Here is a 24,463-nt window from a genome sequence, read left to right on the forward strand (position 1 = left end):
GCCCGGAGCCGTTAGGCCCAGCGTGAAGACCGGTCGTCGTCGCTGGATTTGGCATCAACCCAGACGGACGTGCCATCTGCATAATGCTCTTTCTTCCAAAATGGCGCGTCTGTTTTCAGGCGATCAATGAGAAACGCCGTCGCCTCAAGTGCGTCTGCCCTGTGCCGCGACGCTGCGCCGACAACGACCACGGGCTCGCCCACCGCAACGCGTCCAATCCGGTGCACAATCGCCGCGCCAAGCAATGCCCAGCGGGTAAAGGCTTCATCGATTAACCGCATCAGGCTTGCTTCCGTCATGCCGGGATAATGCTCCAGCTCAATCGCGGTTACGCCGCCATCGTCCCGCGATATGCCGGTGAAACTGGACACAGCGCCGCCCCCCAAATCACTTAGGCCCGCCAGCGCAACCTCCGCGCTGATCGGCTCGTCGCTGATGACGACGCGCTTCATCCGCCGGTCACTGGCGGGAAAATTGCAAGCTCATGTGCATCGCCAAGCGCGGCGTCCAACGGCACCATAGCTTGGTCCAAAGCAAAACGAAGCCGCGCCTTATCTTGAAAGGCCAGCGCGTGGCCGGGTGACTGACCGGCGAGCCAGTCAATGGTGTCATTGATATTGCGCACATGTGCCGGCAGATCACATGTTTCGGAGGCGACACCAATGGCCTCGCGCACCGCCGCAAAATAGACCAGCCTCATCTGGTCAATCCATATGCTTGATGCCGACGCGCAGATAATCCCAGCCGGTAATCATCGTCAGCGCCGCGGCGATCCACAGCAGCGCCAGTGCGGCTTGCTTCAGCAATATCCAATCAGGCAAAGCGCCCGCCAAAATGACGCCGCCAAGCGAAACAAGTTGAAACGTCGTCTTCCATTTGGCGAGTTTCGAAACAGGCACAGAAATCTGCAGGCCAGCCAAAAATTCGCGCAGGCCCGATACGATCATTTCACGCAGTAAAATGATGAGGGCCGCAATGACATGCCAACCGTCGACATCGCGCGTGAACACCAGCATCAAAATGACTGCGGCGACCATGATCTTATCGGCGATGGGATCAAGGAAAACGCCCAATTTCGATACTGTTCCCTGCGCCCGCGCAAGATAGCCATCGAAATAATCGGTAATCCCCATCAGGCAGTACAATATGAATGCGAAGCCATAATCCAGTGGCACCGGCTGAATGCCTATCTGCTTGGCGCCGGGCCACAGCAAAAAGACGAGGATGGGCACAGCAAGAATGCGCGACAAGGTCAGGAGGTTGGGTAAGCTAAGCATCCTATCACAATAGCGCGATGTGCCAGCAAAATCACGCGGCTATTTCACCGTCACATGAAATGCGCTTTGCCATGATAGGGCTGGAACGCTAAGGCTCCGATACCGTCCGCATGGGAAGTGCAAAAACCAATGGCCACGACAATGTCCCTGTTGAACAAGCGCAGATTTTTGCCGCTTTTCGTCACGCAGTTTCTGAATGCCTTCAACGACAATTTTTACAAAATGGCCATGGTCATTTTGGTGACGTACGAAATCTATTCGGACCCGACCCAAGAAGCGAATTTTAACGCCATCGCGGGCGCGCTGTTCATATTACCCTTTTTCCTGTTTTCCGCGCTTGCGGGGCAATTGGCCGACACCATCGAAAAGACGCGGGTCATTCGGATGGTAAAGACAGCTGAGATTTTTATCATGATCTTCGGTGCAGCGGGTATCTACCTGCACAACATACCGATGATGCTCGTCGCATTGTTCGCAATGGGCGTGCATTCCACCTTCTTTGGCCCGATTAAATATGCGATTTTGCCCCAGCATCTGAAAGAAGACGAGGTTTTGGGCGGAACGGGCCTTGTCGAAGCCGGGACCTATCTCGCCATCTTGGGTGGGACGATTGCGGGCGGGATCATTCCCGGAAAGATTGCCGGCGTAGGGATTATCATCGTTGCCATCATCGGACGCGTGACCGCGCAATCTGTTCCCCTTGCACCGCCCGAAAGCGATGCGCCAACGGCAAAAATGGACTGGAATATCTTTCGCAGCAGCTGGCGTCTGGTGCGCGACACCATGCACATACCCCGCCTGTTTTTGGCGATCGTCGCAATCAGCTTTTTCTGGGGTGTAGGCGCTGTGCTTGGGTCAATTTTCCCGCCTATGGTCAAAAACGCGATCGGTGGCGACAATACTGTCGCAACCTTGTTTACCGCGTTTTTCTCGATCGGCATTGCCATCGGCTCAGTCGCCGTCAACCGCCTGTTGAATGGCACAGTGTCCGCCAAATATGCGCCGATTTCAGTCATCGTCATGGGCCTGTTTGTCTTGGATCTGTGGTGGACGGTCAGCCACTGGCAACCTATCGGGCCAGAGCTGATGAATTGGTGGCAGTTTCTGACGCTAGGCTATGGCGAACGCATGATTGTCGATCTTCTTGGTATTTCCATCGCCGGGGGTATGTTTGTCGTCCCGCTCTACGCGTTTCTGACAACTACGGTTGCAAAGTCACAAACCGCCCGCACCATTGCCGCCAATAACATCGTGAATTCCGGCGCAATGGTGATCGGTGCTGTCATTTACAGCCTTCTGGTCAGCGCAGGTGTGAGCATTCCCGACACGCTGTTCATGATTGCTGCGGCCTGCCTTGTTTCGGCATGGATTTCGTGGAAGCTGCACAAGGCGAGCGACCCCGTCGCCGCCTAAAAGTCAGGCGATAAAGCTCGTTATTGAGACAAAAAACGCACTGAAGCTGAGCATAAACAAATGCGTATCTTCCTTGCGCCACCACGATATGGGGCGTGGCGCGATGACGGCGTGCGTCATCTGTGGTGGGGGAAGCATCCGCCGAAGGGGGTGGCGGGCAGCTTCGTTGTGACCGACTAATCTTCGTTTCATCATGATCGGACGTTAACGTTCTGTTAGGCATAATGGCCATGCCAAAAGATGGTTAAGCGGCGACCCACGTTCGACTGTCCCGATCTGCGACAGTTATTGACGCCTTTTTAACCATATTCCGCAGCGCGGGTTGGCGGCCTGCCACTGGCTCTGTTAGGATGCATGCAACAAACAGGAGTTCTCTTGATGGAAAGAGCAGCACAAATTCGGCAAACCGGTGGGCCGGACGTTATTGAATGGACGGACGTTGAATTGGCAGAGCCCGGTCCGGGTGAAGTCCGCATGCGCAATCTGGCCGTGGGCCTGAACTTCATTGACACCTATCATCGTGGCGGCCTGTATCCGATGGCGCTGCCCTCTGGCCTGGGTATGGAGGCGGCGGGCGTGATTGAGGCGGTGGGAGACGGCGTGACCGACTGGCGCGTTGGCGACCGCGTCGCCACTTTTGGCCCAAGCATCGGTGCCTATGCGACCGCGCGCAATATTGCCGCACATGGCCTATTTTCGGTACCAGACGACATCAGCGACGAAATTGCGGCGGCGGGCTTGCTCAAGGGCTGCACCACGGAGTTTCTTGTCGAACGCTGTGCCAAGGTTCAGCCCAAATGGGACATATTGGTGCACGCAGCGGCGGGCGGCGTCGGACTGTTGCTTGTGCAGTGGCTAAAGCATGTTGGTGCCCGCGTCATCGGGACAGTCAGCACCGATGAAAAGGCGGCTCTGGCACGCGCGGCGGGGGCCGACCATGTCATTCTATATGGCAAAGAAGATGTCGCCGCGCAGGTGCGCGAACTGACGGACGGCAAAGGCGTGGAAGTGACATTCGATGGTGTTGGCCGCGACACATGGGAAACATCGCTGAACGCAACTGCGCGGCGCGGCCTTATCGTCAGCTATGGCAATGCGAGCGGGCCGGTGACGGGTGTCAACCTTGGCACTTTAGCGCAAAAAGGTTCGCTCTACGTCTCGCGCCCCACCTTGTTCGATTATTATCACAACGCCGCAGAGCGGGCAGCAGGCGCGGAATATGTGTTCGACATGTTCCGCCAAGGCATCATCGATATCACGATAGGCCACCGCTACGCGCTGGAAGACGTTGCACAGGCCCACCGCGATCTTGAAGGGCGGAAAACAGTTGGTTCTTCCATATTGATTCCCTGACAATTCACAGCAAGGTTAATTTCGGACAATATTGAGGGGGATTTATGGAACTTAAGGGCAAGACCGCATTGGTCACGGGCGGGACCGATGGCATCGGTCTGGAAATAGCACGCCAAATGATGGCGAAAGGCGCCAACGTCATCGTCTGTGGTCGCCGCGACGACGTGCTTGCTTCGGCACGACAAGAAGGATTGGAAGCCATTCAGGCAGACCTTTCCACCGCGTCGGGTTGCGCGGAGCTTGCTGCCACGCTCGCAGGACGCGAGCTGGACATCCTGATCAACAACGCTGGGATGAGCGGTAATTTCGGTCCCGGCGAGCCGCTGGATCTGGCGCTCACCGATCAGGCGATCTTCCTGAACCTCAACGCGCCGTTGCACCTGATTGGCCACTTGTTGCCCGGCTTGCTTAAGCGGCCCGAGGCATCGATTGTGAATGTCACCTCAGGCCTTGCCATTGCCCCGCGCGCCGGTGGCCCAGTCTATTGCGCGACCAAAGCGGGCCTCAGAAGCTTTACCCAATCGCTGCGGCACAATCTACGCGATACCAAGGTTCATGTTATCGAGGCATTGCCGCCGGTGGTGGACACCGCAATGACGCGCGGCCGCGTGAATGGCAAAAAGATGTCGGCAAAGGAATGTGCCGCAGAAATCATTGATGCCATTGCGACAAACGCGCCCGAGGCGAATGTCGGCATGGTGAAGCTGCTTCGGCTTGTATATTCGATATCGCCCGCACTTGCGCAGCGGATCATGATCAGATTCTGATTGTCAGCGATGCCGCATCACACGGCGGAGCAACGGATTTCAAGCTGTCTGAGTAAATATGGTGGTGCCCCAGGCCCGACTCGAACGGGCACTCCTTTCGGAACAGGATTTTGAATCCAGCGCGTCTACCATTCCACCACTGGGGCACATCTTCGTCAGGACGAACCCGTTGAAGCGGAGGCTCCTCTAACCGAGCCTCCGCCCCGATGCAAGCGCATCCTTATTTCTTAAGTTCCTTAGCGAGTGTCTTCAGCGTCGCTTTGCCATAAGGCGCCTTGAATCCGCCAATTCCAGCAACATCGACGCCGGTCTGACGATAGACCGCACGCATATGGCTGAAGGTTTTGAACCCGTCTGCGCCGTGATAATTGCCCATGCCGGACGGCCCGACTCCACCAAAGGGCAGATCTTCCATCGCATTGTGGAAGACGACGTCGTTGATCGTTACGCCGCCAGAGACGGTCCGCGACAACACGCGTTCTTCTTCGGCTTTGTCCGTTCCGAAATAATATAGACCAAGCGGACGATCATGCGCGTTCACATAATCAATCGCCTCATCCATCGACGAATAGGTCATGACGGGCAGAATCGGCCCGAAGATTTCTTCCTGCATCACCTTCATGTCGTCGGTGACATTGCGGACAATCGTCAGCGGCATTTTGTTGCCGTTTGATCCGACAAAATCCTCATCCGCAGGGTTGATTTCGATGAGTTCAGCCCCCTTTTCACGCGCATCGTCCAGATAGCCCTGAAGCCGCTCATAATTTCGGCCATTCACAACCGATGTATAATCGTCATTGTGCAGCAAAGTGGGATATTGCGCGATTGCGCCGGCCTTCACCGCTGCGATGACATCATGCTCTTGGTCGTCGGGAACCATCAAATAATCAGGCGCTAGGCAGATTTGGCCCGCGTTCATCATCTTGCCCAGGGCAATACGCTCGCCGGCCTTTTTCGTGTCCGCACTTCGGCCAATGATGGTCGGTGATTTGCCGCCAAGTTCAAGCGTCACGGGCACGAGATTGTCCGCTGCAGCGCGCATGATATGCTTGCCCACGCCCGTCGCGCCAGTGAATATCATATGGTCGAATGCCAGCTTTGAAAACGCCATGCCAACTTCAGCGCCGCCTGTGAAAACGGCCATTTCCTCTTCAGCGAAATATTGTGGCACGAGCTCTTCGAACAACGCCGACACGCGCTCGGTGAATTCGGATGGCTTGATCATCGCGCGGTTACCCGCGGCGAGAATACCCGCCATCGGGACCATCACCATGCCAACGGGGAAGTTCCATGGCGCAACGACGCCAACGACACCCTTTGGTTGGTACACGACTTCGGCCTTGGCACCCAGCAGACCAAGCGGGAAAGTTGGCTTGCGCTTTTCACCTTTGGCCCAGCTTTCAAAATGCTTCTTGGCATGCTTCATCGCGCTCACAGACGGCATGATGTCCGTTAGCAGCGTTTGTTCGCGGCTACGATGACCGAAATCAGCAGAAACGGCCTTTGCAAAATCCTCCGCATGATCGATCAGCATCGCAATCGCGCGGTCGATACGGTCGCGGCGGACCGACATCGATTCTGGCATAGCTGCGGTAAATGCTGCGCGCTGCTTTTCGAGCACTGTCTGCATATTTGCGGTCATTTTCTCTCTCCCTTTAACCAGTTGATGAATTGCTAGCGTGAAGCGTTGCAAATGAAAACCATTTTGGCGTATCCACATATCCAACATGCACAAAGCATGACGCGTATATTGGAGAGAACATGATCGAGGCCGGTAAAAAGTGGACACCACCTGCGGGTTGGCCCGTCATGACGCGAGATCAGGTAAAGGATGCATTATGTGCACCTGGCATGCCGTTCGAAATGGAAACGGTCGAGATTGAAGGCGTGCCAACGCGCGTCTGGAAAAACGCACTACCCAATCTCGCGGTACTGGCCGCCCACGCCAATGCGTCATTCGGTGACCGCGAATTTGTGGTGTATGAGGATGAGCGCGTCACCTACGCCGCTTGGTACCGCGCGGTCGCGACACTCGCCCATGCGCTGCAAGAACGTGGCGTGAAAAAGGGCGACCGCGTGGCCCTCGCCATGCGCAACCTGCCTGAATGGCCAGTCGCCTTTTTTGCCGCCGCAGTGACAGGCGCGATCGTCGTGCCGTTAAACGCATGGTGGACAGGCGAAGAGCTTGCCTTTGGTTTGGCCGATTCGGGTGCAGCGGTTCTGATCTGCGACGCAGAACGCTGGGACCGCATATCGCCCTATAAAGCAGAGATGCCGGCGCTCGCGCATGTCATGGTCGCACGCGCGGGTGCAGCGGCAATGGCGCAGCCCGCCATCACGCTCGAAAGCATCATTGGCAGCCCCAAAAATTACGCCGATTTGGCTGACCTGCCATTGCCTGATGTCGCGATTGCGCCAGATGACGCGGCCACCATTTTCTACACCAGCGGGACGACGGGCAAGCCAAAGGGCGCCTTGGGTTCGCATCGCAACCTGCTGACCAATGGCTTTTCCAGCGCCTATTCCGGCGCTGCGACTGTATTGCGCCGTGGTGAGCCTCTACCCGAACCTAGCATTAGGGCGAGCCTGCTTGTCATTCCGATGTTCCATGTCACCGCTTGTTCGGCGTCGATGATTCCGACGATTCAAGCAGGGCACAAGATCGTGCTCCTCCACAAATGGGATACGGTGAAGGCATTCGAAATTATCGAACGCGAAAAGATCAACGCCACGGGCGGCGTGCCGTTCATCGCTTGGCAGTTAATCGAGCACCCCGACCGCGCAAAATATGACCTCAGCTCAATCGACGCGATCAGCTATGGCGGTGCACCATCCGCGCCAGAGCTCGTCAGCAAGATTTACGAAATATTCGGCGCATTCCCCGGCAATGGCTGGGGCATGACCGAAACAATGGCGACCGTCACCTCGCACGTTGCCGAAGATTATCTGAATCGCCCCGACAGCTGTGGCCCGGCGGTTGCAGTCTCGGACGTGAAAATCATGTCAGAGGATGGATCGACCGAATTGCCTGTTGGTGAAGTTGGCGAATTGTGGGCGCGTGGTCCGCAAATCGTCAAAGGCTATTGGAACCGTCCCGACGCCACCGCAGAAACATTTGTCGATGGCTGGGTGCGCACAGGCGATCTTGCCCGCGTCGATGACGAAGGCTTCTGCTTCATCGTTGATCGCGCCAAAGACATGATCATTCGCGGCGGCGAGAATATCTATTCGTCTGAAGTCGAAAATATCTTGTACGAACATCCCGCGGTTACCGATGCGGCACTGATTGGCATTCCGCACCAGACACTCGGCGAAGAACCCGCCGCTGTGGTCCATCTGGCACCCGGCATGACGGCAAGCGAGGATGAACTGCGCGAATATGTCAGCGCGCGATTGGCAAAATTCAAAGTGCCCGTGAAGATCATCTTCACGCAGGATACCCTGCCGCGCAACGCGAATGGCAAAATCCTGAAACGCGATTTGAAGGCCTTGTTCTAACGCAGCAAACAGGGCTGATTCACATTTGTTTTTGATGCTGCGCCGCCCTATAAGGCGGCAAATCAAAATCAAAGGAATCTCCCATGCGCAACGCCGATCCTGTCGTCATCCTGTCCTACGCCCGCACCCCAATGGGGGCCATGCAAGGGGCGTTGGCTGACGTTTCTGCGACCGACCTTGGCGCAACTGCGGTGAAAGCAGCCGTTGAACGCGCTGGCGTCGACGCCGCGGCGATTGAGCGCATCTACATGGGTTGTGTGTTGCCAGCAGGCCTCGGCCAAGCCCCTGCCCGTCAGGCCGCGATTAAAGCGGGCCTGCCCAAATCTGTGCAAGCAACGACGGTGAACAAGGTATGCGGTTCGGGCATGCAGACCGTCATCATGGGCAGCGAGGCACTCGCCGCTGGTTCAGTCGATTATGTCATCGCCGGCGGCATGGAAAGCATGACCAACGCGCCCTATTTGCTGAAAAAGCATCGCAGTGGCGCGCGCATTGGGCATGACACCGCCTACGACCATATGTTCCTCGATGGACTTGAAGACGCATATGAAGCTGGCCGCGCCATGGGCACGTTCGCGCAAGACACCGCGAACGATTATCAGCTGACGCGCGAAGCACAGGATGCTTACGCCCTTGAATCGCTGCGCCGCGCGCAAAGCGCAATTGCAGACGGCGCGTTTAAGGCGGAAATCGTTCCGGTGACCGTTGCCACACGTAAGGGCGACGTCATCGTCGACACCGACGAACAACCCGGCAAAGGCATGCCCGACAAGATTCCAACGCTCAAGCCAGCCTTTGCGAAGGACGGCACGATCACGGCCGCCACCAGCTCATCGATTTCAGATGGCGCCGCTGCGCTTGTGCTCACGCGCCAATCGGTCGCCGACGCCAATGGGCAAAAACCGATTGCGCGTATCGTCGCGCACGCCGCGCACGCGCAGGAGCCATCGGCATTCACCACCGCTCCGGTCGGTGCTATCAACGCATGCTTGGCCAAGGCTGGCTGGACCATCGCCGACGTTGACCTGTTCGAAGTGAATGAAGCATTTGCTTGCGTGGCGATGTTTGCGATGCACGATCTGGGCATAACGCATGACAAGATTAACGTTCATGGCGGCGCCACGGCATTGGGCCATCCCATTGGTGCATCGGGTGCCCGGATTATCACAACCTTGGTCGCCGCGCTTCAGCGCCATGGCAAGAAACGCGGCCTGGCATCGCTGTGCATTGGCGGTGGCGAAGCGACTGCTTTGGCGATCGAGCTTATTTGATCGATACAATTTGCGACGTTTGGGCCGTCGGAGAAATCCGGCGACCCTTTGTTTTTTGCCGCGTGCAGGTTAAGCATGCGCCATGAATATCGTCTTCGTCCTCTTCGACAATGTCACGCAACTCGATTTCACAGGGCCGGTGCAATTCCTCTCGCGAATACCGGGCGCGGATGTTCATGTCGTCAGCAAAACGGGTGCGGCGGTCACCACCGATAGCGGCTTTTCCATTCTGCCGCGATCCAGCTTCGCAGACTGCCCGCAGGCGGACATAATCTGCGTGCCGGGCGGCCATGGTGTCCGCGACGCGATTGCTGACGCGCAGATCGTCGATTTCGTCCGCACGCAAGCACGCGGAGCGCAATATGTCACCAGCGTGTGCACCGGAGCATTCATATTGGGCGCGGCCAATTTGCTGCACGGCAAAGAAGCCACATGCCACTGGGCTTACACGCATTTGTTGCCGATGTTTGGCGCAACACATCGCCCCGCGCGCGTTGTCCGCGATGGCAATTTGGTGACTGCAGGCGGCGTCACGTCGGGCATCGACTTCGCGCTTGAACTGATTTCAGACATTGCAGGCGAAGATGTTGCACGCACCATCCAGCTCGCGCTCGAATATGATCCGGCACCCCCATTTAGCGGCGGAACGCCAGCGAATGCACCTGATGCAATACTAACAAACCTCCGCGCACAGGTTTATGAAAAGGCGGCAACCGAGATGGAAAGCGTCATAAAAAAGATAATTTAACCCCTCAGTTAAATTCCCACTGGACGAAGCCTATTCAAGGGCATAGCCTTTCCGTCGAGGGGGGAAAAATATGATGAATAAGCTTTGGTTCGCAGCCGCATTTGCTGGCGCGACATTATTATTGGGTTCGTGCCAAAAGGTAGCGGGCCCGACCGATGTACCCGCATTCGCTAAGATTAACGGTGATTATTTGAAAACCGGTGGCGATGGCTCAAACTGGGCGATGACCGGTTTCAATTATAATGAGCAACGGCACAGCCCGCTTACCCAAATTAACGACAGCAATGTGCAGGATTTGGGCGTTGCCTGGTTCGCTGACTTGCCCGATGCGCGCGGCCAAGAAGCAACACCCGTGGTTGTCGACGGCAAAATGTTTATCTCGACCGCCTGGTCCAAAGTATTCTCTTATGACGCCAAAACCGGCAAACCATTGTGGAGCTTCGATCCCGAAGTCGACAAAGCGCGCGGGGTCAAAGCCTGCTGCGACGTGGTCAACCGCGGCGTTGCTTTCTGGAAAGGTAGCGTTTTTGTCGGAACCATCGACGGACGTTTGATTTCCTTGGACGCCACCACGGGCAAGCAATTGTGGAGTGTTCAAACGCTTGACCTCAAATCCAACGGCACCATCACAGGCGTGCCACGGGTCGTAAAGGACAAGGTGGTTATTGGCTTTGGCGGCGCAGAGTTCGGCGCGCGCGGTTATGTGACCGCATATGACGCCGCGACCGGCAAACAGGCATGGCGTTTTTACACCACACCCAATCCCAAGGGCGAGCCTGACAATGCCGCGAGCGACAAGATCTTAAAAACAGCGGCAACCAAAACATGGAGTTCCAAGCCCAAAAAGGGTGACTGGCGCGAAAGTGGCGGCGGCGGTACCGTGTGGGACGCAATAGTTTATGATGCTGAACTCGACCAATTGTACCTTGGCGTCGGCAACGGAAATCCGTGGAACCATGGTATTCGTTCCAATGGCGAGGGCGACAATCTGTTCCTGTCATCCATCGTCGCGCTCAAACCCGACACGGGCGAATATGTCTGGCATTATCAGGAAACGCCAGCCGAAAGCTGGGATTACACTGCGACCCAGCCCATCATATTGGCAACCGAAACCCGCGGCGGCAAAGAACGCAAAGTTCTGTACCACGCGCCGAAGAACGGGTTTTTCTTCACCATTGATCGCATGAACGGCAAGTTGTTGTCAGCAAACCCGTTCATCGACGGCATTACCTGGGCAACCGGCTATGACTTGAAAACGGGGCGGCCAATCGAAAACCCTGCCGCGCGGTATGAAAAAACCGGCAAGCTTTATTTGGCGAACCCTTCGGCGCTGGGTGCGCATAACTGGCACCCGATGAGCTTTAACCCCGCAACGGGATTGGTCTACATTCCCGCATTGTACATTGGCGGCGCGTATCTGCCGCCGGTTGCGCCAAACGAACAAGAGCGCAAGCCGTTAGGCTTCAACGTGGGCGGCGCGATGGCAACGGCCGACCTTCCCGATGACATCAATTTCGTGAAGGCTGTGAAAGCGGCCACGACCGGAAAGCTTGTCGCCTTCGACCCCAAGACCGGCAAAGCAAAATGGACGGTCGATCACCCCGCCTCATGGAATGGCGGGACGATGACCACAGCCGGAAATCTGGTTTTCCAAGGGACGGCAATGGGCGAGTTCCGCGCTTATGCTGCGGATAGCGGCAAGCAATTGTTGAACCTTAACGTACAGTCTGGCGTGTTGTCCGGCCCATCGACCTATACGGTGGACGGCGAACAATATGTCGCCTTCCTGACCAGCAAGGGCGGGGCGTTTCCGCTTGTTTCGGGTTATGCAGGTTCCACCAGCGCTGCGGTTCCCAACATCCCCCGCCTGATCGTTCTGAAGCTGGGCGGAAAAACAGCCTTGCCACCCGTGCCGAAAGCGCCAGCCTATGTGTGGGCGCCACCAGCGCAATTCGGTACGCCAGCAGATATCGCTGCGGGGGGATCGAATTTCCAACGCTATTGCCTCGTCTGCCACGGACCCGGCGCGGTCGGGAACGGCGTGCTGCCGGACCTGCGTAAATCTGGCGTGATTGCGGATGCCGCCACTTGGAAATCGGTTGTGATTGACGGCATATTGAAGGGCAATGGCATGGTCAGCTTTAGCAGCGTGTTAACACCGAAAGAAGCCGAGCAAATGCGCGCTTATGTTGTCAGCCGCGCACATTATGCAAAGGCAAATGATGCGGCGTTAAGCGGTGGCGCAAAAAAGGCAGCAAAGTAAAAAACTGCTGCCCATGAATCTGGCATCTGCCTAAAATTTAGGCAGATGCTATTGGCCAAACGGCCCAAAATAACGCGTTTTGGTGTTGGTCAATTTTGGCACGATACTTGATATGCTTAATACATCATCCGCGCGCGCGGAGCATCTGCCTCACGCGCCATAAAGGGAAAAGCCATGAAAAAGATCGAAGCGATCATCAAACCATTCAAATTGGACGAGGTGAAAGAAGCGCTGCACGAAGTTGGCGTCTCGGGCATCACTGTTACTGAAGCCAAGGGCTTTGGCCGTCAAAAGGGCCATACCGAATTGTATCGGGGCGCCGAATATGTTGTCGACTTTTTGCCGAAGGTAAAGCTTGAGGTTGTCGTTGAAGACGGCCTTGCCGACCGCGTCGTAGAAGCCATCGCTGCAGCGGCCCAGACTGGGCGCATTGGTGACGGCAAGATATTCGTTATCCCTGTCGAAACCGCGCTGCGTATCCGCACCGGCGAACGCGATAACGACGCCGTTTAAAAAAATCCAAAATATCCAAAAAAGACAAGCCAAAGAAGGAAAGCAGAATGGGTACCTCAGCTAAGGACATTATCAAGCGCATCAAGGATGAAGAGATCGAGTGGGTCGATGTCCGTTTCACCGATCCCAAGGGCAAATGGCAGCATCTGACGATGTGCGCTGGCGTGATCGGCGAAGACGAGTTGGAAGACGGCTTGATGTTTGACGGTTCGTCCATCGAAGGCTGGAAAGCCATCAACGAATCCGACATGATCCTGAAGCCTGATCTTGATGCCGTGTACGTAGATCCATTCTCCGCCACGCCCATGATGATCATCTTCTGCGATATCGTCGAGCCATCAACGGGCGAGCTGTACAGCCGCGACCCGCGCTCGACCGCAAAGCGCGCTGAAGCATATTTGAAAACCACAGGCATCGGCGACACCGTATATGTCGGTCCAGAAGCCGAGTTTTTCATGTTCGACGATGTGCGTTTCGAAAACAGCTACAACACGTCATATTACAAGATCGACGATATTGAGCTGCCAACGAACACCGGCACGAAATATGAAGGCGGCAATATGGGCCATCGCCCCCGCGCAAAGGGTGGTTATTTCCCAGTCGCGCCCGTCGACAGCGCAGTGGACATCCGTGGCGAAATGGTTTCGACCATGCTCGAAATGGGTCTGCCTTGCGACAAGCATCACCATGAAGTTGCCGCAGCCCAGCATGAGCTTGGCCTGACTTTCGGTACGCTGACTCAGACCGCTGACCGTATGCAGATCTACAAATATGTCGTGCATCAGGTCGCACATGCATATGGCAAGACCGCAACGTTCATGCCGAAGCCAATCAAGGAAGACAATGGTTCGGGTATGCACACCCACCTGTCGATCTGGGAAGGCAAGACCCCGCTTTTCGCAGGTGACGGCTATGCCGGTCTTTCGGACATGTGCCTGTATTTCATCGGCGGCATCATCAAGCATGCCAAGGCCGTGAACGCATTCACAAACCCAACAACAAACAGCTACAAGCGTTTGGTGCCCGGTTACGAAGCGCCTGTGTTGCTCGCCTATTCGGCGCGCAACCGCTCAGCTTCATGCCGTATTCCATATGGAGCAGGTGCCAAGGCCAAGCGCGTTGAAGTCCGCTTCCCTGACGCAATGGCGAACCCATATCTGTGCTATGCGGCTTTGTTCATGGCTGGCCTCGACGGCATTCAGAACAAGATCCACCCTGGCGATGCCATGGACAAGAACCTGTACGACTTGCCACCAGCAGAGCTTGCTGAAGTGCCAACTGTAGCCGGTTCGCTGCGTGAAGCTTTGGATTGCCTGGCCGCGGATCACGACTTCCTGTTGAAGGGTGACGTGTTCTCGAAGGACCAAATTGACAGCTATATCGAATTGAAGATGGAAGACGTCGCCCGTTGGGAAATGACGCCAAGCCCAGTCGAATTCGACATGTACTACAGCTACTGATCCCACGCATCGGATCATTAGCTTAAGGCCCGGCGGTTGGGGGACTGCCGGGCCTTTTTATTTGTGTTTAGTCATTGCGTCCCTGACGCCATGTCTTATCGAGGCGGCTCGTGAGCCGCCGTGACAGCAGATGCGCAGATTAAAGCCCGGCCTCTACTGCAATGCGAATAGCGTCGGCCGTACTCGCTGCGCCCAAGCGGTCCATTAACAACGCACGGTGCATTTTGACCGTTTGCTCGCTGAGCCCAAGCCGGAAGGCGATTTGCTTGTTCAAGTGGCCAAGCGCCATTTCGGCCAAAACCTCGCGCTGCCGCCGCGACAATGCCTTCACCGCCGCCGCTGCCGCAACATGGCGGCTCTCGTAAGACGCTGGCGCGCTGGGCTCAAGTTCCACCTGAGAGCCAAGAAAGAACTCAAGCTCACCATTTTCGTCAAACAACGGCGCGACCAGCACTGCATTGCGAAAGGGTGTGCCATCGCGTTTGTAGTTCAAAATTTCGACCATGACCGGGGCATGACGTTGAACGCCATTGCTAATCGTGTCGGTTAACCACGGCTCCGTTGCTGGACCGGCCAAAAATTTGCAGTTTCGCCCAATGATTTCATGTTCCGAATAGCCCGTCAGTTCAACAAACGCAGCATTACAGGCGATGATGGGATTACCGTTTTGACGCGGGTCGCTTATCACGGACGCTATCGGGCTATTCGCGATCAGCGCGTCTAGTTTCTCGTTAGACCGTCCCAAAACGTCCAAATTACAGTGCCTCCCGCGTACCCCCCATAGGCGCATTTCAGCGTTAACCATTATATGTGCCAGTTCCGCGATGTCGAGAGCAATATCACAAAAACATGGTATAAAGGTTAGGTTGTTGTCCCCGGGTCAGCGTTTAAGAAAAATGCCCCGACATCCGAAATGATGTCGTAAAGGGGGAGAATAACGTGGAAAATCTAACTTTTGGCCAATATTCATTGGTCTATAATGCATTCTCATTTACATTTGCCACCATGGCAGCAGCAACGCTGTTTTTGTGGCTCGGCCGCTCGCAAGTGGGCCCAGCATACAAGACAGCGCTCACCATTTCCGGCTTGGTTACCGCCATTGCCGCATATCACTATTTCCGTATTTTCGAGAGCTGGGAAGGCGCATATTCCGTTAAAGACGGCATAGTGACCGCAAGCGGCTATGCGTTTAACGATGCCTATCGTTATGTCGACTGGTTGCTCACGGTGCCATTGCTTCTCATCGAACTCATCCTCGTGATGCGTCTGAGCCAGGAAGAAACCGTCTCGAAGTCGTTCAAGCTTGGCGGCGCAGCGGCATTGATGATCATCTTGGGTTACCCAGGTGAAATCGCAACGGACATTCCAACCCGCGTATTGTGGGGCACATTGTCGGCAATCCCGTTTGTCTACATCATGTGGCAGCTGTTCGCCGGCCTCGGTGCATCGATCAACAACCAACCAGAAAATGTACGTGAATTGGTGAAGAAGGCACGTTTACTGACCTTCGCATCATGGGGTTTCTACCCGATCGTATATATGATCCCGTACACCAATCTGAGCGGTTCGGACGTAACCGTTGGCGTACAAGTTGGCTACACAATCGCCGATTTGATCGCAAAGGCTGGCGTTGGCGTCTTGATCTACATGATCGCCGTGCGCAAGTCGCAAGCCGAATATGGCTAAGGCCTCCGGATAAACACTGGACGTACGCCGCTCCGGCGGCGTACATTCCTGTATGAATATAATTTTATATCCGCATTCTGCAGGCGCAACATTTTCAAAAATGTTGCGCCTGTTTGCGTTACCGGCAGCGACCTTGCTGCTGATTGCCGCAGACCGCCTTCTGGGCGGCATGGACAGTGTTGAGGCTAATATGTTGGCTGCTCTGGCCATCGTCCTTGCAGGCATTCCCCACGGCACGCTGGATGTCGAAATAGCCGCCGCCCATTTTGGGCAGAATGGGCTCGCCGGCAGGGCCAAGATTATCGGCGGCTATGTGGGATGCGCCGCCGCTATGGTCGTTTTATGGCTGCAGCTGCCGGAACTGGCGCTCATTTCATTCCTGCTCATCTCAATTGTGCATTTCAGCCGTGACTGGCGTGGCGGCGTTGATCCGTTTCTGGCCATGATGGTGGGGTGGGCATTGGTCGCCTTGCCTGCGCTGGCCAGCCCTGACGATGTCGCCATGATATTCGCCGCGCTAACGGGCAACCAAAACGGCACCGTGATCGCCGCGTTGCTCGGCGCGGCATCGGTCCCTGCGGCGCTGGGCAGCCTTGTCTTTGCCTATTGGGCGTTCCGGCATGAGGATGCGCAAAGCGCGCTTGAAGTACTCGCCTGCATCACCGCCGCTTTGTTCCTGCCGCCGCTCGTGGCATTTGCCGTTTTCTTTTGCGGGTTGCACTCCCCGCGACATATGGCGGACGCGTTACGCGAAACAGGTGGTCTGTCCAAATTCAAAAAGGCAGCCATTGTCGCCGCCGTGTCCGCGCTTTCATTAGGGTTAGGCGTATTGATGTTCCTGTACCAAGGCGACGTCCCTTCGGACATGGGCATTGTCCGGTCTGCGTTCATTCTGATATCAACGTTGACGGTGCCGCATTTCATCCTTGAACACATCCTTGCGAAAAAGCCGGCCGCATAAGTTCCGCATCAACACCCTTGCCCGAACGCACAAAGCGCGGCACATCATGGCTATAGTCTTCAGGAGTATGTCATGAAATTCCAAGCCCTGTCTTTGATGAGCAGCGTTGCGCTCTTGGCGCTTTCAACGCCGGCTTTTGCCCAGCTTTCAAAGCCCGAAGCCAAGATGGCCGCAACCGTTGACGCGGAATATGAACGCTCGGTTGCCTTGCTTGAACGGATGGTCAACCAGAATTCGGGAACGATGAATTTCGCAGGCGTCAAAACCGTCGGCGATATGATGCGTGCTGAGCTCGAACCGCTTGGCTTCAAGGTTGCATGGCTCGATATGGCCAAGGCTGGGCGCGCAGGGCACCTGGTCGCGACAAAGGCGGGCAAGAAGGGCACAAAGAAGCTTTTACTGATTGCGCATCTCGACACTGTCTTTGAGGCCGATAGCCCTTTCCAAAAATTCGTCCGTCGTGGTGACCAAGCTGTTGGCCCCGGTGCGGGTGACGACAAGGGCGGCATGGTCGTTATCGTGTCGGCGTTGCGCGCCATGCAGGCCGCAGGCACGCTGAAGGACGCGCATATAGAAATTCATATGACGGGAGATGAAGAGGACGCAGGCGACCCCATCGAGATTACCCGCGCGCCGTTGATTGCTGCCGGAAAGACCGCGGACGTCGCACTCGATTTCGAAGGCCTGTCGATTGAGGATGGCAAGGATATGGGCGTTATCGCCCGCCGGTCGTCGAACAGTTGGAAGTTGGAGGTTTCCGGCGTCACCGGACATAGCTCTCTAATCTTTGATTCCACATATGGCGATGGCGCAGCGTTTGAACTGGCGCGCATAATCCATCAATTCCGCACAGAGCTGCCTGAGCCGAACCTGACGTTCAACGTCGGGTTGATTGCAGCGGGGCAAGAGGCAAGCTTCGACAATGACGGCGTCCGCGCAAGTGCCAAAGGAAAGACCAACATCATTCCGGGCATAGCCATAGCGCGCGGTGACTTCCGGACCTTATCCGAAGACCAAAGTGCGCGGGTCCGGCAGAAGATGCAGGCCATCGTGTCGGCATCTGCACCAAAGACCAGCGCCAAGATTAGCTTTGACCCCGGCGGCTATCCCGCGATGGCGCCAACAGAGGGCAACAAGGCGTTGTTGGCGCAACTGAATGTTGTAAACCGGGATCTGGGACTGGATGCCCAACCGCCGCTCAACCCGTTGAAACGTGGCGCAGGAGACATCAGCTTCGTCGCCAATGACGTCGACGGTCTCGTCGGCCTTGGCGTCTATAGCAAAGGCGACCACGCCCCCGGGGAGACCGTCGACCTTGCCAGCATCAAGCGTCAGGCAAAGCGTGCAGCCATCCTGATGAGCCGGCTGTCGCAGGAAAAGGCGATGTGACTGGGAACTGCAGTTTGATTATCTGATCAGTCGGCATCCTGAACTTGTTTCAGGATAATGTTCAACGTTGGTTGGTTATCCTGAAACAAGTTCAGGATGACGAGCGGCTTGGTGTTCAGGTTATACGGCGCACCACTCGAGGTTTCAGCAGACAATAAAAAAGGCGGCGCATTTCTGCACCGCCTTTTTAAATGTCGTATCAACGGAAGGTTCGGTAACTACCGACCCTCACGCGAAGCCTTGCCGAAGACGCGGTATTGTTCGTTGCCGACAAAACCGAATTTCGAAATGCCACTACGCTTTACAGAGACCAGGGCCTTATCAACGGTGTCATATGGCGCCGTTGGGGCTGGTTGGAACTGAAGCTCGGGCTCCGGATTCATGGACGTCGTCCGGACCAGATACTGCTCCATCTGCTGAATCGAAACCGGCGTGCCATTCCACTGAATTGCGCTGTTCGGAAGAATGATGATCTTGTTAATAACAGGATCGATCGGAACTTCCGGTGGTGGCGCATTTGGATCATTGACCGGAAGGTCGATGTTTACGGCGTGCGAAACCGGGGGGATGGTGATCATCAGCATGATGAGGAGAACGAGCATAACGTCGATTAACGGCGTTGTGTTCATTTCCATCATCGGCTGGCCATCATCGTTACCGCCACTCATTGCCATGATGATTGCTCCTTAAATAACTTACTGCACGTTCGCGGTTTCGAACGGCGATGAAATGAAGCCAACACGCGCAAAACCGGCCATCTGCATGGTGTAAATTGCACCACCGATGCATCGATAAGGCGTGTTGATATCACCACGGATGTGCGCCTCTGGCAGCATGTCAGGCTCGATAAGACCAGCGGCAGCGGCTTCTGGGCCACCGAGCTTTTCAAATTCTGCCTTCAAATGCTTCGCCGCGCGATCCACCAACTCGGTTGAATCAACAGGCGTTACGTTCCAGTAAATGCGGCACTCGCCATTCGGGTTTGCACCTTGGTAAGCGGGGTCACCGGGATCACGACCACCGACATCGGTTGTTGTCACCGACAAAAGAACGTTTTCACGCTTTGCCTTTGTTGGTTCGAACTTGATGACCGGAATGTCCATCTTCACTGTCTGGATAGCGACAGGAATTGCGATGAGGAATACGATGAGGAGCACCAGCATGACGTCGACGAGCGGCGTCGTGTTGATGTCAGACATTGGCGTATCATCGCCGCCGCCTCCTGAACTGATTGCCATTGGCCAATCCTCTCTAAATAAATTGGGTCAAAAATGGAGCGCCAGCGGATGCTGGCGTATGGGCCGCGCCGAAACGCGGCCCTAACCCAATATTACTTCTTAACTGCAGCTGGTGCTGGCTTACCAGCTGGTGCAGCGGCAGGAACAGCAGGCTTAACGCGGCCGCCCGAAGAGATGTAACCAAGCACATCGTTCGAGAAGGTCGAAAGGCTACGTGCGATTGTCTTGTTACGTGCCTGAAGCCAGTTGTACGCAAGAACGGCAGGAACAGCAACGAACAGACCAATTGCGGTCATGATCAGTGCTTCACCAACTGGACCAGCGATCTTACCAATGTCAGCCTGACCTGCGATACCGATTTTGATCAGCGCCGAGTAAATGCCGATGACCGTACCGAGCAGACCAACGAAAGGAGCCGTTGCACCAACCGTTGCGAGGAACGGAAGGCCGCCCGCTAGCTTGTTGTTGATGGAATCTTCCGAACGGGCCATTGCGCCGTGCAGCCAATCATGGGCTTCGATAGGGTCGGTCAAAAGGCTGTGCTGCTTTTGAGCGGCGATGCCATCATCAACGACTTGACGATATGCACTGTTCTTATCGAGCTTTGCAGCGCCTTCTTCAAGCGTTGCAGCGCGCCAGAATTGTGCACGGACGTCCTTGTACTGGTTCAAAACCTTCTGCTGTTCAAAAAGCTTCGTGAACATGATGTAGAACGAGAAGACAGACATGATGACCATGACGATGAAAATCGACCATGAAATCGGGCCACCTTCGTTAAGCGCAGGGATAAGACCGAATTGTGCGGCCACATCTGGGTTTGCGGCGCCGGCCGCAGTCAGAAACAAAATCGACATTTTAACTACCTCTCAAAAAATAGAACTATCTAGTAAAAAAGACCCGGAACCAAGGCTCCCCCTTTTACCGGGCCAGAAAAATTATTTCGGTATCTGCCACTTGATGCGGCTAGAATACGAACCTTGAACTTTTTCGCCATTACGAACGGCAGGTTCAAAGCGCGCACGACGCTTCACGTTGGTGCAGGTTGCCGCATCCAGATCCGCATGGCCGCTTGACTGCGTAACTTGGCAATCAATGACACGACCATCAACGCCGATAGTAATGCGGAACGCGGTTGTACCCTCACGCTCCTGCTGCAACGCACGCGACGGATAGTCATTCGTGTTTGCCCAGTTGCTTGGGTTGCCCCGTGGCTTCGCTTCAGCGGTAGGACCTGCTGGCGGCGGCGGCGGCGCTGGTGGCGCAGCTGTCGGTACAATTGGAGCCGCAGGTGGCGGCGTATCAACTGTGCGAACCGTTGGCGGTGGTGTCACCGTAACAACCATTGGCGGAGGCGAAACGACCGGAGGCTCGATTTGCTTCTCTGGTTCTGGTGGTGGTTCTTCTTCTTCGGGTGGTTCTTCTTCTTTCACGTCGACCACGGTCATCTTTTCCTTGATCGAGACGACCGCATCATATGCGAGGCCAGTCACCAAGGCATAACCGAGGAAAGCGTGAAGAAGGAGTACAATGACGACAGAAACCAAACGGTTTGTGCTCATCCCATCTTGATCAGCATATGCCATGCGGAAACAACTCTCCTACCTTCAAAACAAAATAGTACACTAAGGGCGCACATTTCACCGTGACCCAAAGTACCCTCGCGATATCGAAATCTATCTTTTTTTTTGCTCGATTCATCGACGCATTAGCCAACCCTAACAGGCCAAGCAATCCGGATTCTGCGATTCAGACGCAATTCATGGACAGGTTCACATTATGCTACAATGTGATACACGTAAAACTGGCGACGGATGCCGGTTTCAGGAAGGGTTATTTAATGCGAATTTCGCAAGTGAAAGTGATTTTATGCTTGGTTTTGATGGGTTTGGGCAATGCTGCATCTGCCCAACCCGTGGCCACCCTGCCACCCGCACTTGCCATTGAAGCCGAAACGGCGAGTTATTCGGATATTGCCGATTTGGTCGTCATATCGCCTCTGATCACTGATGTTACTGTCCGCAAAGCTGCTAAAGTTGCCCCGGAACAAGCCATTGGCGTACCCACATCTCTACAACGCATGCTGATCGAAGCGGATGTTATGGCGTTGATTCGCGGCGAAGGCGGCATTGCAGACCGCGTCCGCTTTGTGCTGGATGTGCCCAAGGATGCGAAGGGCAAAGTGCCCAAATTGAAAAAACAGCGGTGGTTTCTATTTGGCAGCCCCGTTGCGGGCCGAACGGCCGAAATCCGGTTGTCGCGACCCAACGCGCTCGCGAATTTTAGCCCGGCAAATGATGCTTTGGTCCGCCGAATCACGCAGGAGGCTGTCCTGCGCGATGCACCGCAGCGCATCATAGGTGTCGCCAGTGCTTTCCATAGCCCTGGCACAGTGCTCGGTGAAGGCGAAACACAGATTTTCCTGAAGACCGAAAAGGACCAGCCAGTGTCTCTTACGGTTCTTAGTAGGCCGAATGAGCAAAAACAGTGGGCGGTATCGACCGCTGAAGTGATTGATTCGTCTGCAACCGCGCCGGAACGATTCACGCTGCTATGGTATCGCCTAGCCTGTGGCCTACCGCGCAGCCTTCCCACCGACCGCATCGAAACAGCGCGCGATGAAGACGCTGCGCGCGCGCAAGCTGACTATACATTTGTTATCGATGCGCTTGGGCCATGTGGCCGTAAGCGTTAGGGACTGCAAATCGGGTTCGACGCCGCCGCGCTCACCGCGATGCGCCGGGCACCCACATGATATCACCACCGCGCGTCGAATTGATCAGGCGGCACAGCACGAACAAATAGTCCGACAGGCGGTTGATGTAGTTCAACGCCTGCGGATTTATCGAAACGTCCAGCGATGCCGCAACCAGCGCCCGTTCGGCACGACGTGAAATGGCGCGCGCCATATGCATATGCGCTGCTGCCAAGCTACCGCCCGGCAAAATGAAACTGGTCAACGGCGGAAGCTGCTCGTTGGCTTTATCAATAGCCGCCTCAAGCCATTCAACTTGAGACGACACAATCCGCAATTCCATCGGCGATGGTTCAAAACTTTCGCCGGGCGTTGCGATATCGGCACCCAGATCAAACAGGTCATTCTGGATACGCCGCAATTCCGCGACCAAAGGCGTTTCGCCCTCGTCCGCCGCAAGCGCCTGAACCGCTACGCCGAGCGCGCTGTTGGTTTCATCGACTTCGCCGATGGCGTGTAAACGCGCATTGGTCTTTGACGCGCGCGAACCATCGACGAGGCCAGTAGTCCCGTCATCACCCGTGCGTGTGTAAATCTTGTTGAGCTTGACCATGTCGGATGCCGCCCGCTTATTGCGAGCCGGCGACCACGACGAGCACAGCAAGCAAAACGATCGTAATTGCCTGCCATTTGACGCGGGCAAACATCATCTTGTTCTGCACTGTGAGCGATTTGGGCAGCCCCGCTTCGTCAACATCTGCTGGTCGCAAATTGGCGAACGCATGAAGGCCACGGATAAGTGCAAATGCCACAGCACCAGCAGCGCCAATGGTGAGGAGAACCAACAAAATAGTCATCGGGAGAAATCCTTGTCCGGGGCCAATACCCCGCTGCGCCTATTTAGGCGTGAGATAACGAGATTCCAAGCGGTAGCGTTCCCTGACGCAAATTATTAATAAGTCCATCGCCGCATTCGCCCGCCAATCGCCGGTCCGACAGCGCAGGTGAGGATTTGCTCTTCGCCAGTTTTTCGCCGCTCGCGTCCAACAACAGCGGATGGTGCCAGTATATGGGTTCCGGCAAATCCAACAGTTTCTGCAACAGCCTGTGGATCGCAGTATATCCGAAAAGGTCTTGGCCCCGCACGACATGCGACACCCCATCTGCAGCATCATCAATCGTCGCAGCCAGATGGTAAGATGCCGGCGCATCTTTGCGCCACAGAACAACATCGCCAAATGCCATGGGGTCCGCAAATTGCGGTCCTGCCGCCAAATCGACCCAATGCAACAGCCCCGATTGCGCCACCGCTTTGGCCATATCAATCCGCAAGCTGTGCGGCACAGAAGGGTCAATGTCGCTGTCCCGGCACGTTCCGGGATAATGGGGGCCATCTGGACCATGCGGCACCGGCTTGTGCTTGAGCGCATTGGCAATATCGCTTCGCGTACAGATGCAGCGGTATAGCAGCCCGTCCGCGATCAACCGGTCACGCGCCGCCTCATATCTTGCAATGTTCTGCGATTGAAATTGCACAGCGCCGTCATGATGAAGCCCAAGCCAGTCCATATCCGACAGTATCGCCGCGACATGCTCGGCACGGCTGCGTGTTCCGTCAATATCTTCAATCCGCAGGTGGAACTGACCATTCAAAGCACGCGCAAAATCATGTGCGCATAATGCCGAAAAGGCATGCCCCAGATGCAAGCGCCCATTGGGACTCGGCGCGAACCGCGTCACCACTGCGCCATCATATTGCGGCAGCGCAGGCAGATATTGCTTCAAAAAGTCATCCGCGCTCAAAAAACATATCCCCAAAAAATACCATATGCTGTGCCTTTGCCCTCTTGACGTCACCATATGTGCAAATAGGTTGATGACTGTCAGATTGCTGTAACGTTGATACGCTTAAAGCATGTATGACATAAAGGGAG

General features: G+C 55.6%; 26 protein-coding genes and 1 tRNA gene. 13 read left to right on the forward strand and 14 right to left on the reverse strand.

Annotation, left to right across the window (positions count from 1 at the left end):
• Nucleotides 1-11: 11 nt before the first annotated feature.
• From ACIQZK_RS03800 to pgsA, 3 genes are read right to left on the reverse strand one after another with little or no spacing between them, the layout of a single operon-like run.
• The gene (locus ACIQZK_RS03800; RefSeq protein WP_397574979.1) at nucleotides 12-452 is read right to left on the reverse strand and encodes a molybdenum cofactor biosynthesis protein MoaE; all 441 of its coding nucleotides are present in this window, start codon (nucleotides 450-452) and stop codon (nucleotides 12-14) included.
• Entirely contained in the window at nucleotides 449-700 is a 252-nt protein-coding gene (locus tag ACIQZK_RS03805; protein WP_397574980.1) for a MoaD/ThiS family protein, read from the reverse strand. Before ACIQZK_RS03805 ends, ACIQZK_RS03800 begins: the two co-directional genes overlap by 4 nt.
• 4 nt (nucleotides 701-704) lie before the next feature.
• On the reverse strand, nucleotides 705-1,277 hold the full coding sequence (gene pgsA / locus ACIQZK_RS03810) for a CDP-diacylglycerol--glycerol-3-phosphate 3-phosphatidyltransferase (RefSeq protein WP_397574981.1): 573 nt from the start codon (nucleotides 1,275-1,277) through the stop codon (nucleotides 705-707).
• Between the two features lie 129 nt (nucleotides 1,278-1,406).
• On the opposite strand from pgsA, the gene ACIQZK_RS03815 reads away from it, so the two are divergent.
• The 3 genes from ACIQZK_RS03815 (at nucleotide 1,407) to ACIQZK_RS03825 (ending at nucleotide 4,810) form a co-directional block, all read left to right on the forward strand.
• On the forward strand, nucleotides 1,407-2,690 hold the full coding sequence (locus ACIQZK_RS03815; RefSeq protein WP_397574982.1) for an MFS transporter: 1,284 nt from the start codon (nucleotides 1,407-1,409) through the stop codon (nucleotides 2,688-2,690).
• 378 nt (nucleotides 2,691-3,068) lie between these two features.
• On the forward strand, nucleotides 3,069-4,043 hold the full coding sequence (locus ACIQZK_RS03820) for a quinone oxidoreductase family protein (protein ID WP_397574983.1): 975 nt from the start codon (nucleotides 3,069-3,071) through the stop codon (nucleotides 4,041-4,043).
• Between the two features lie 44 nt (nucleotides 4,044-4,087).
• Nucleotides 4,088-4,810, forward strand: a complete 723-nt coding sequence (locus ACIQZK_RS03825) for an SDR family oxidoreductase (protein ID WP_397574984.1) — start codon at nucleotides 4,088-4,090, stop codon at nucleotides 4,808-4,810.
• Nucleotides 4,811-4,872: 62 nt separating this feature from the next.
• On the opposite strand, the gene ACIQZK_RS03830 is transcribed toward ACIQZK_RS03825, so the two are convergent.
• A tRNA-Leu gene (locus tag ACIQZK_RS03830) sits at nucleotides 4,873-4,956 on the reverse strand.
• Nucleotides 4,957-5,030: 74 nt separating this feature from the next.
• On the reverse strand, nucleotides 5,031-6,452 hold the full coding sequence (locus ACIQZK_RS03835; RefSeq protein WP_324478461.1) for a coniferyl aldehyde dehydrogenase: 1,422 nt from the start codon (nucleotides 6,450-6,452) through the stop codon (nucleotides 5,031-5,033).
• Nucleotides 6,453-6,571: 119 nt separating this feature from the next.
• Here ACIQZK_RS03835 and ACIQZK_RS03840 point away from each other — a divergent pair, with 119 nt between their 5' ends.
• The 6 genes from ACIQZK_RS03840 (at nucleotide 6,572) to glnA (ending at nucleotide 14,563) form a co-directional block, all read left to right on the forward strand.
• Nucleotides 6,572-8,308 (forward strand): class I adenylate-forming enzyme family protein, encoded by a 1,737-nt coding sequence (locus tag ACIQZK_RS03840; protein ID WP_397574985.1) that lies wholly within the window; start codon nucleotides 6,572-6,574, stop codon nucleotides 8,306-8,308.
• 83 nt (nucleotides 8,309-8,391) lie between these two features.
• Nucleotides 8,392-9,579, forward strand: coding sequence for an acetyl-CoA C-acyltransferase (locus ACIQZK_RS03845; RefSeq protein WP_397574986.1), 1,188 nt, complete (start codon nucleotides 8,392-8,394; stop codon nucleotides 9,577-9,579).
• An 82-nt stretch (nucleotides 9,580-9,661) separates the two neighbouring features.
• Nucleotides 9,662-10,327 (forward strand): DJ-1/PfpI family protein, encoded by a 666-nt coding sequence (locus ACIQZK_RS03850; protein ID WP_397574987.1) that lies wholly within the window; start codon nucleotides 9,662-9,664, stop codon nucleotides 10,325-10,327.
• 70 nt (nucleotides 10,328-10,397) lie between these two features.
• Nucleotides 10,398-12,590 carry a PQQ-dependent dehydrogenase, methanol/ethanol family gene (locus ACIQZK_RS03855; protein ID WP_397574988.1) on the forward strand — a complete coding sequence of 731 codons (2,193 nt, stop codon included), beginning with the start codon at nucleotides 10,398-10,400 and terminating at the stop codon, nucleotides 12,588-12,590.
• A gap of 174 nt (nucleotides 12,591-12,764) precedes the next feature.
• A complete protein-coding gene (locus tag ACIQZK_RS03860) occupies nucleotides 12,765-13,103 on the forward strand; it encodes a P-II family nitrogen regulator (protein ID WP_125231011.1) in 339 nt (112 codons plus the stop codon).
• Between the two features lie 47 nt (nucleotides 13,104-13,150).
• Nucleotides 13,151-14,563 (forward strand): type I glutamate--ammonia ligase, encoded by a 1,413-nt coding sequence (gene glnA / locus ACIQZK_RS03865; protein WP_397574989.1) that lies wholly within the window; start codon nucleotides 13,151-13,153, stop codon nucleotides 14,561-14,563.
• 139 nt (nucleotides 14,564-14,702) lie between these two features.
• On the opposite strand, the gene ACIQZK_RS03870 is transcribed toward glnA, so the two are convergent.
• On the reverse strand, nucleotides 14,703-15,308 hold the full coding sequence (locus tag ACIQZK_RS03870; RefSeq protein ID WP_395635509.1) for a LuxR C-terminal-related transcriptional regulator: 606 nt from the start codon (nucleotides 15,306-15,308) through the stop codon (nucleotides 14,703-14,705).
• Nucleotides 15,309-15,502: 194 nt separating this feature from the next.
• Between ACIQZK_RS03870 and ACIQZK_RS03875 the strand changes: the two genes are divergently transcribed.
• The 3 genes from ACIQZK_RS03875 to ACIQZK_RS03885 all read left to right on the forward strand — a co-directional run bounded on the left by ACIQZK_RS03875 (nucleotide 15,503) and on the right by ACIQZK_RS03885 (nucleotide 18,599).
• Nucleotides 15,503-16,249 (forward strand): bacteriorhodopsin-like, encoded by a 747-nt coding sequence (locus tag ACIQZK_RS03875; RefSeq protein ID WP_395629598.1) that lies wholly within the window; start codon nucleotides 15,503-15,505, stop codon nucleotides 16,247-16,249.
• A 52-nt stretch (nucleotides 16,250-16,301) separates the two neighbouring features.
• Nucleotides 16,302-17,210 (forward strand): Brp/Blh family beta-carotene 15,15'-dioxygenase, encoded by a 909-nt coding sequence (locus ACIQZK_RS03880; RefSeq protein ID WP_397574990.1) that lies wholly within the window; start codon nucleotides 16,302-16,304, stop codon nucleotides 17,208-17,210.
• A 72-nt stretch (nucleotides 17,211-17,282) separates the two neighbouring features.
• A complete protein-coding gene (locus ACIQZK_RS03885) occupies nucleotides 17,283-18,599 on the forward strand; it encodes a M20/M25/M40 family metallo-hydrolase (RefSeq protein WP_397574991.1) in 1,317 nt (438 codons plus the stop codon).
• 26 nt (nucleotides 18,600-18,625) lie between these two features.
• On the opposite strand, the gene ACIQZK_RS03890 is transcribed toward ACIQZK_RS03885, so the two are convergent.
• From ACIQZK_RS03890 to ACIQZK_RS03910, 5 genes are all read right to left on the reverse strand, one after another.
• Entirely contained in the window at nucleotides 18,626-18,754 is a 129-nt protein-coding gene (locus ACIQZK_RS03890) for a hypothetical protein (protein ID WP_397574992.1), read from the reverse strand.
• Nucleotides 18,755-18,817: 63 nt separating this feature from the next.
• On the reverse strand, nucleotides 18,818-19,273 hold the full coding sequence (locus tag ACIQZK_RS03895; RefSeq protein ID WP_333569732.1) for a biopolymer transporter ExbD: 456 nt from the start codon (nucleotides 19,271-19,273) through the stop codon (nucleotides 18,818-18,820).
• 21 nt (nucleotides 19,274-19,294) lie between these two features.
• Nucleotides 19,295-19,837 carry an ExbD/TolR family protein gene (locus ACIQZK_RS03900; protein ID WP_395635501.1) on the reverse strand — a complete coding sequence of 181 codons (543 nt, stop codon included), beginning with the start codon at nucleotides 19,835-19,837 and terminating at the stop codon, nucleotides 19,295-19,297.
• A gap of 92 nt (nucleotides 19,838-19,929) precedes the next feature.
• Nucleotides 19,930-20,691, reverse strand: coding sequence for a MotA/TolQ/ExbB proton channel family protein (locus ACIQZK_RS03905; protein WP_397574993.1), 762 nt, complete (start codon nucleotides 20,689-20,691; stop codon nucleotides 19,930-19,932).
• 81 nt (nucleotides 20,692-20,772) lie between these two features.
• The gene (locus ACIQZK_RS03910; protein WP_397574994.1) at nucleotides 20,773-21,420 is read right to left on the reverse strand and encodes an energy transducer TonB; all 648 of its coding nucleotides are present in this window, start codon (nucleotides 21,418-21,420) and stop codon (nucleotides 20,773-20,775) included.
• Between the two features lie 296 nt (nucleotides 21,421-21,716).
• Between ACIQZK_RS03910 and ACIQZK_RS03915 the strand changes: the two genes are divergently transcribed.
• The gene (locus ACIQZK_RS03915; protein WP_397574995.1) at nucleotides 21,717-22,529 is read left to right on the forward strand and encodes a hypothetical protein; all 813 of its coding nucleotides are present in this window, start codon (nucleotides 21,717-21,719) and stop codon (nucleotides 22,527-22,529) included.
• A 31-nt stretch (nucleotides 22,530-22,560) separates the two neighbouring features.
• Here the strand turns inward: ACIQZK_RS03915 and ACIQZK_RS03920 are convergent, their stop codons facing one another.
• The 3 genes from ACIQZK_RS03920 to gluQRS are packed head-to-tail and all read right to left on the reverse strand — an operon-like array spanning nucleotide 22,561 to nucleotide 24,332.
• Nucleotides 22,561-23,142 (reverse strand): cob(I)yrinic acid a,c-diamide adenosyltransferase, encoded by a 582-nt coding sequence (locus ACIQZK_RS03920; protein WP_397574996.1) that lies wholly within the window; start codon nucleotides 23,140-23,142, stop codon nucleotides 22,561-22,563.
• Nucleotides 23,143-23,158: 16 nt separating this feature from the next.
• Nucleotides 23,159-23,386: a hypothetical protein gene (locus ACIQZK_RS03925; RefSeq protein WP_395635497.1), complete on the reverse strand. Its 228-nt coding sequence runs from the start codon at nucleotides 23,384-23,386 to the stop codon at nucleotides 23,159-23,161.
• A 43-nt stretch (nucleotides 23,387-23,429) separates the two neighbouring features.
• Entirely contained in the window at nucleotides 23,430-24,332 is a 903-nt protein-coding gene (gene gluQRS, locus ACIQZK_RS03930) for a tRNA glutamyl-Q(34) synthetase GluQRS (protein ID WP_397574997.1), read from the reverse strand.
• Between the last annotated feature and the right edge of the window lie 131 nt (nucleotides 24,333-24,463).

Origin of the sequence: Sphingorhabdus sp. (assembly GCF_044338195.1) — a bacterium.
Taxonomy (GTDB): Bacteria; Pseudomonadota; Alphaproteobacteria; order Sphingomonadales; family Sphingomonadaceae; genus Sphingorhabdus_B.

Bases quoted from the DNA above. Each gene is read 5' to 3' on its own strand.
- ACIQZK_RS03920 (WP_397574996.1), bottom strand. From the start codon at position 23,142: ATGGTCAAGCTCAACAAGATTTACACACGCACGGGTGATGACGGGACT.
- ACIQZK_RS03835 (WP_324478461.1), bottom strand. From the start codon at position 6,452: ATGACCGCAAATATGCAGACAGTGCTCGAAAAGCAGCGCGCAGCATTT.
- ACIQZK_RS03885 (WP_397574991.1), top strand. From the start codon at position 17,283: ATGAAATTCCAAGCCCTGTCTTTGATGAGCAGCGTTGCGCTCTTGGCG.
- ACIQZK_RS03880 (WP_397574990.1), top strand. From the start codon at position 16,302: ATGAATATAATTTTATATCCGCATTCTGCAGGCGCAACATTTTCAAAA.
- ACIQZK_RS03925 (WP_395635497.1), bottom strand. From the start codon at position 23,386: ATGACTATTTTGTTGGTTCTCCTCACCATTGGCGCTGCTGGTGCTGTG.
- ACIQZK_RS03815 (WP_397574982.1), top strand. From the start codon at position 1,407: ATGGCCACGACAATGTCCCTGTTGAACAAGCGCAGATTTTTGCCGCTT.
- ACIQZK_RS03825 (WP_397574984.1), top strand. From the start codon at position 4,088: ATGGAACTTAAGGGCAAGACCGCATTGGTCACGGGCGGGACCGATGGC.
- ACIQZK_RS03900 (WP_395635501.1), bottom strand. From the start codon at position 19,837: ATGGCAATCAGTTCAGGAGGCGGCGGCGATGATACGCCAATGTCTGAC.
- pgsA (WP_397574981.1), bottom strand. From the start codon at position 1,277: ATGCTTAGCTTACCCAACCTCCTGACCTTGTCGCGCATTCTTGCTGTG.
- ACIQZK_RS03805 (WP_397574980.1), bottom strand. From the start codon at position 700: ATGAGGCTGGTCTATTTTGCGGCGGTGCGCGAGGCCATTGGTGTCGCC.
- ACIQZK_RS03905 (WP_397574993.1), bottom strand. From the start codon at position 20,691: ATGTCGATTTTGTTTCTGACTGCGGCCGGCGCCGCAAACCCAGATGTG.
- ACIQZK_RS03860 (WP_125231011.1), top strand. From the start codon at position 12,765: ATGAAAAAGATCGAAGCGATCATCAAACCATTCAAATTGGACGAGGTG.
- ACIQZK_RS03800 (WP_397574979.1), bottom strand. From the start codon at position 452: ATGAAGCGCGTCGTCATCAGCGACGAGCCGATCAGCGCGGAGGTTGCG.
- ACIQZK_RS03845 (WP_397574986.1), top strand. From the start codon at position 8,392: ATGCGCAACGCCGATCCTGTCGTCATCCTGTCCTACGCCCGCACCCCA.
- ACIQZK_RS03850 (WP_397574987.1), top strand. From the start codon at position 9,662: ATGAATATCGTCTTCGTCCTCTTCGACAATGTCACGCAACTCGATTTC.
- ACIQZK_RS03910 (WP_397574994.1), bottom strand. From the start codon at position 21,420: ATGGCATATGCTGATCAAGATGGGATGAGCACAAACCGTTTGGTTTCT.
- ACIQZK_RS03855 (WP_397574988.1), top strand. From the start codon at position 10,398: ATGATGAATAAGCTTTGGTTCGCAGCCGCATTTGCTGGCGCGACATTA.
- glnA (WP_397574989.1), top strand. From the start codon at position 13,151: ATGGGTACCTCAGCTAAGGACATTATCAAGCGCATCAAGGATGAAGAG.
- ACIQZK_RS03840 (WP_397574985.1), top strand. From the start codon at position 6,572: ATGATCGAGGCCGGTAAAAAGTGGACACCACCTGCGGGTTGGCCCGTC.
- ACIQZK_RS03895 (WP_333569732.1), bottom strand. From the start codon at position 19,273: ATGGCAATGAGTGGCGGTAACGATGATGGCCAGCCGATGATGGAAATG.
- ACIQZK_RS03915 (WP_397574995.1), top strand. From the start codon at position 21,717: ATGGGTTTGGGCAATGCTGCATCTGCCCAACCCGTGGCCACCCTGCCA.
- ACIQZK_RS03820 (WP_397574983.1), top strand. From the start codon at position 3,069: ATGGAAAGAGCAGCACAAATTCGGCAAACCGGTGGGCCGGACGTTATT.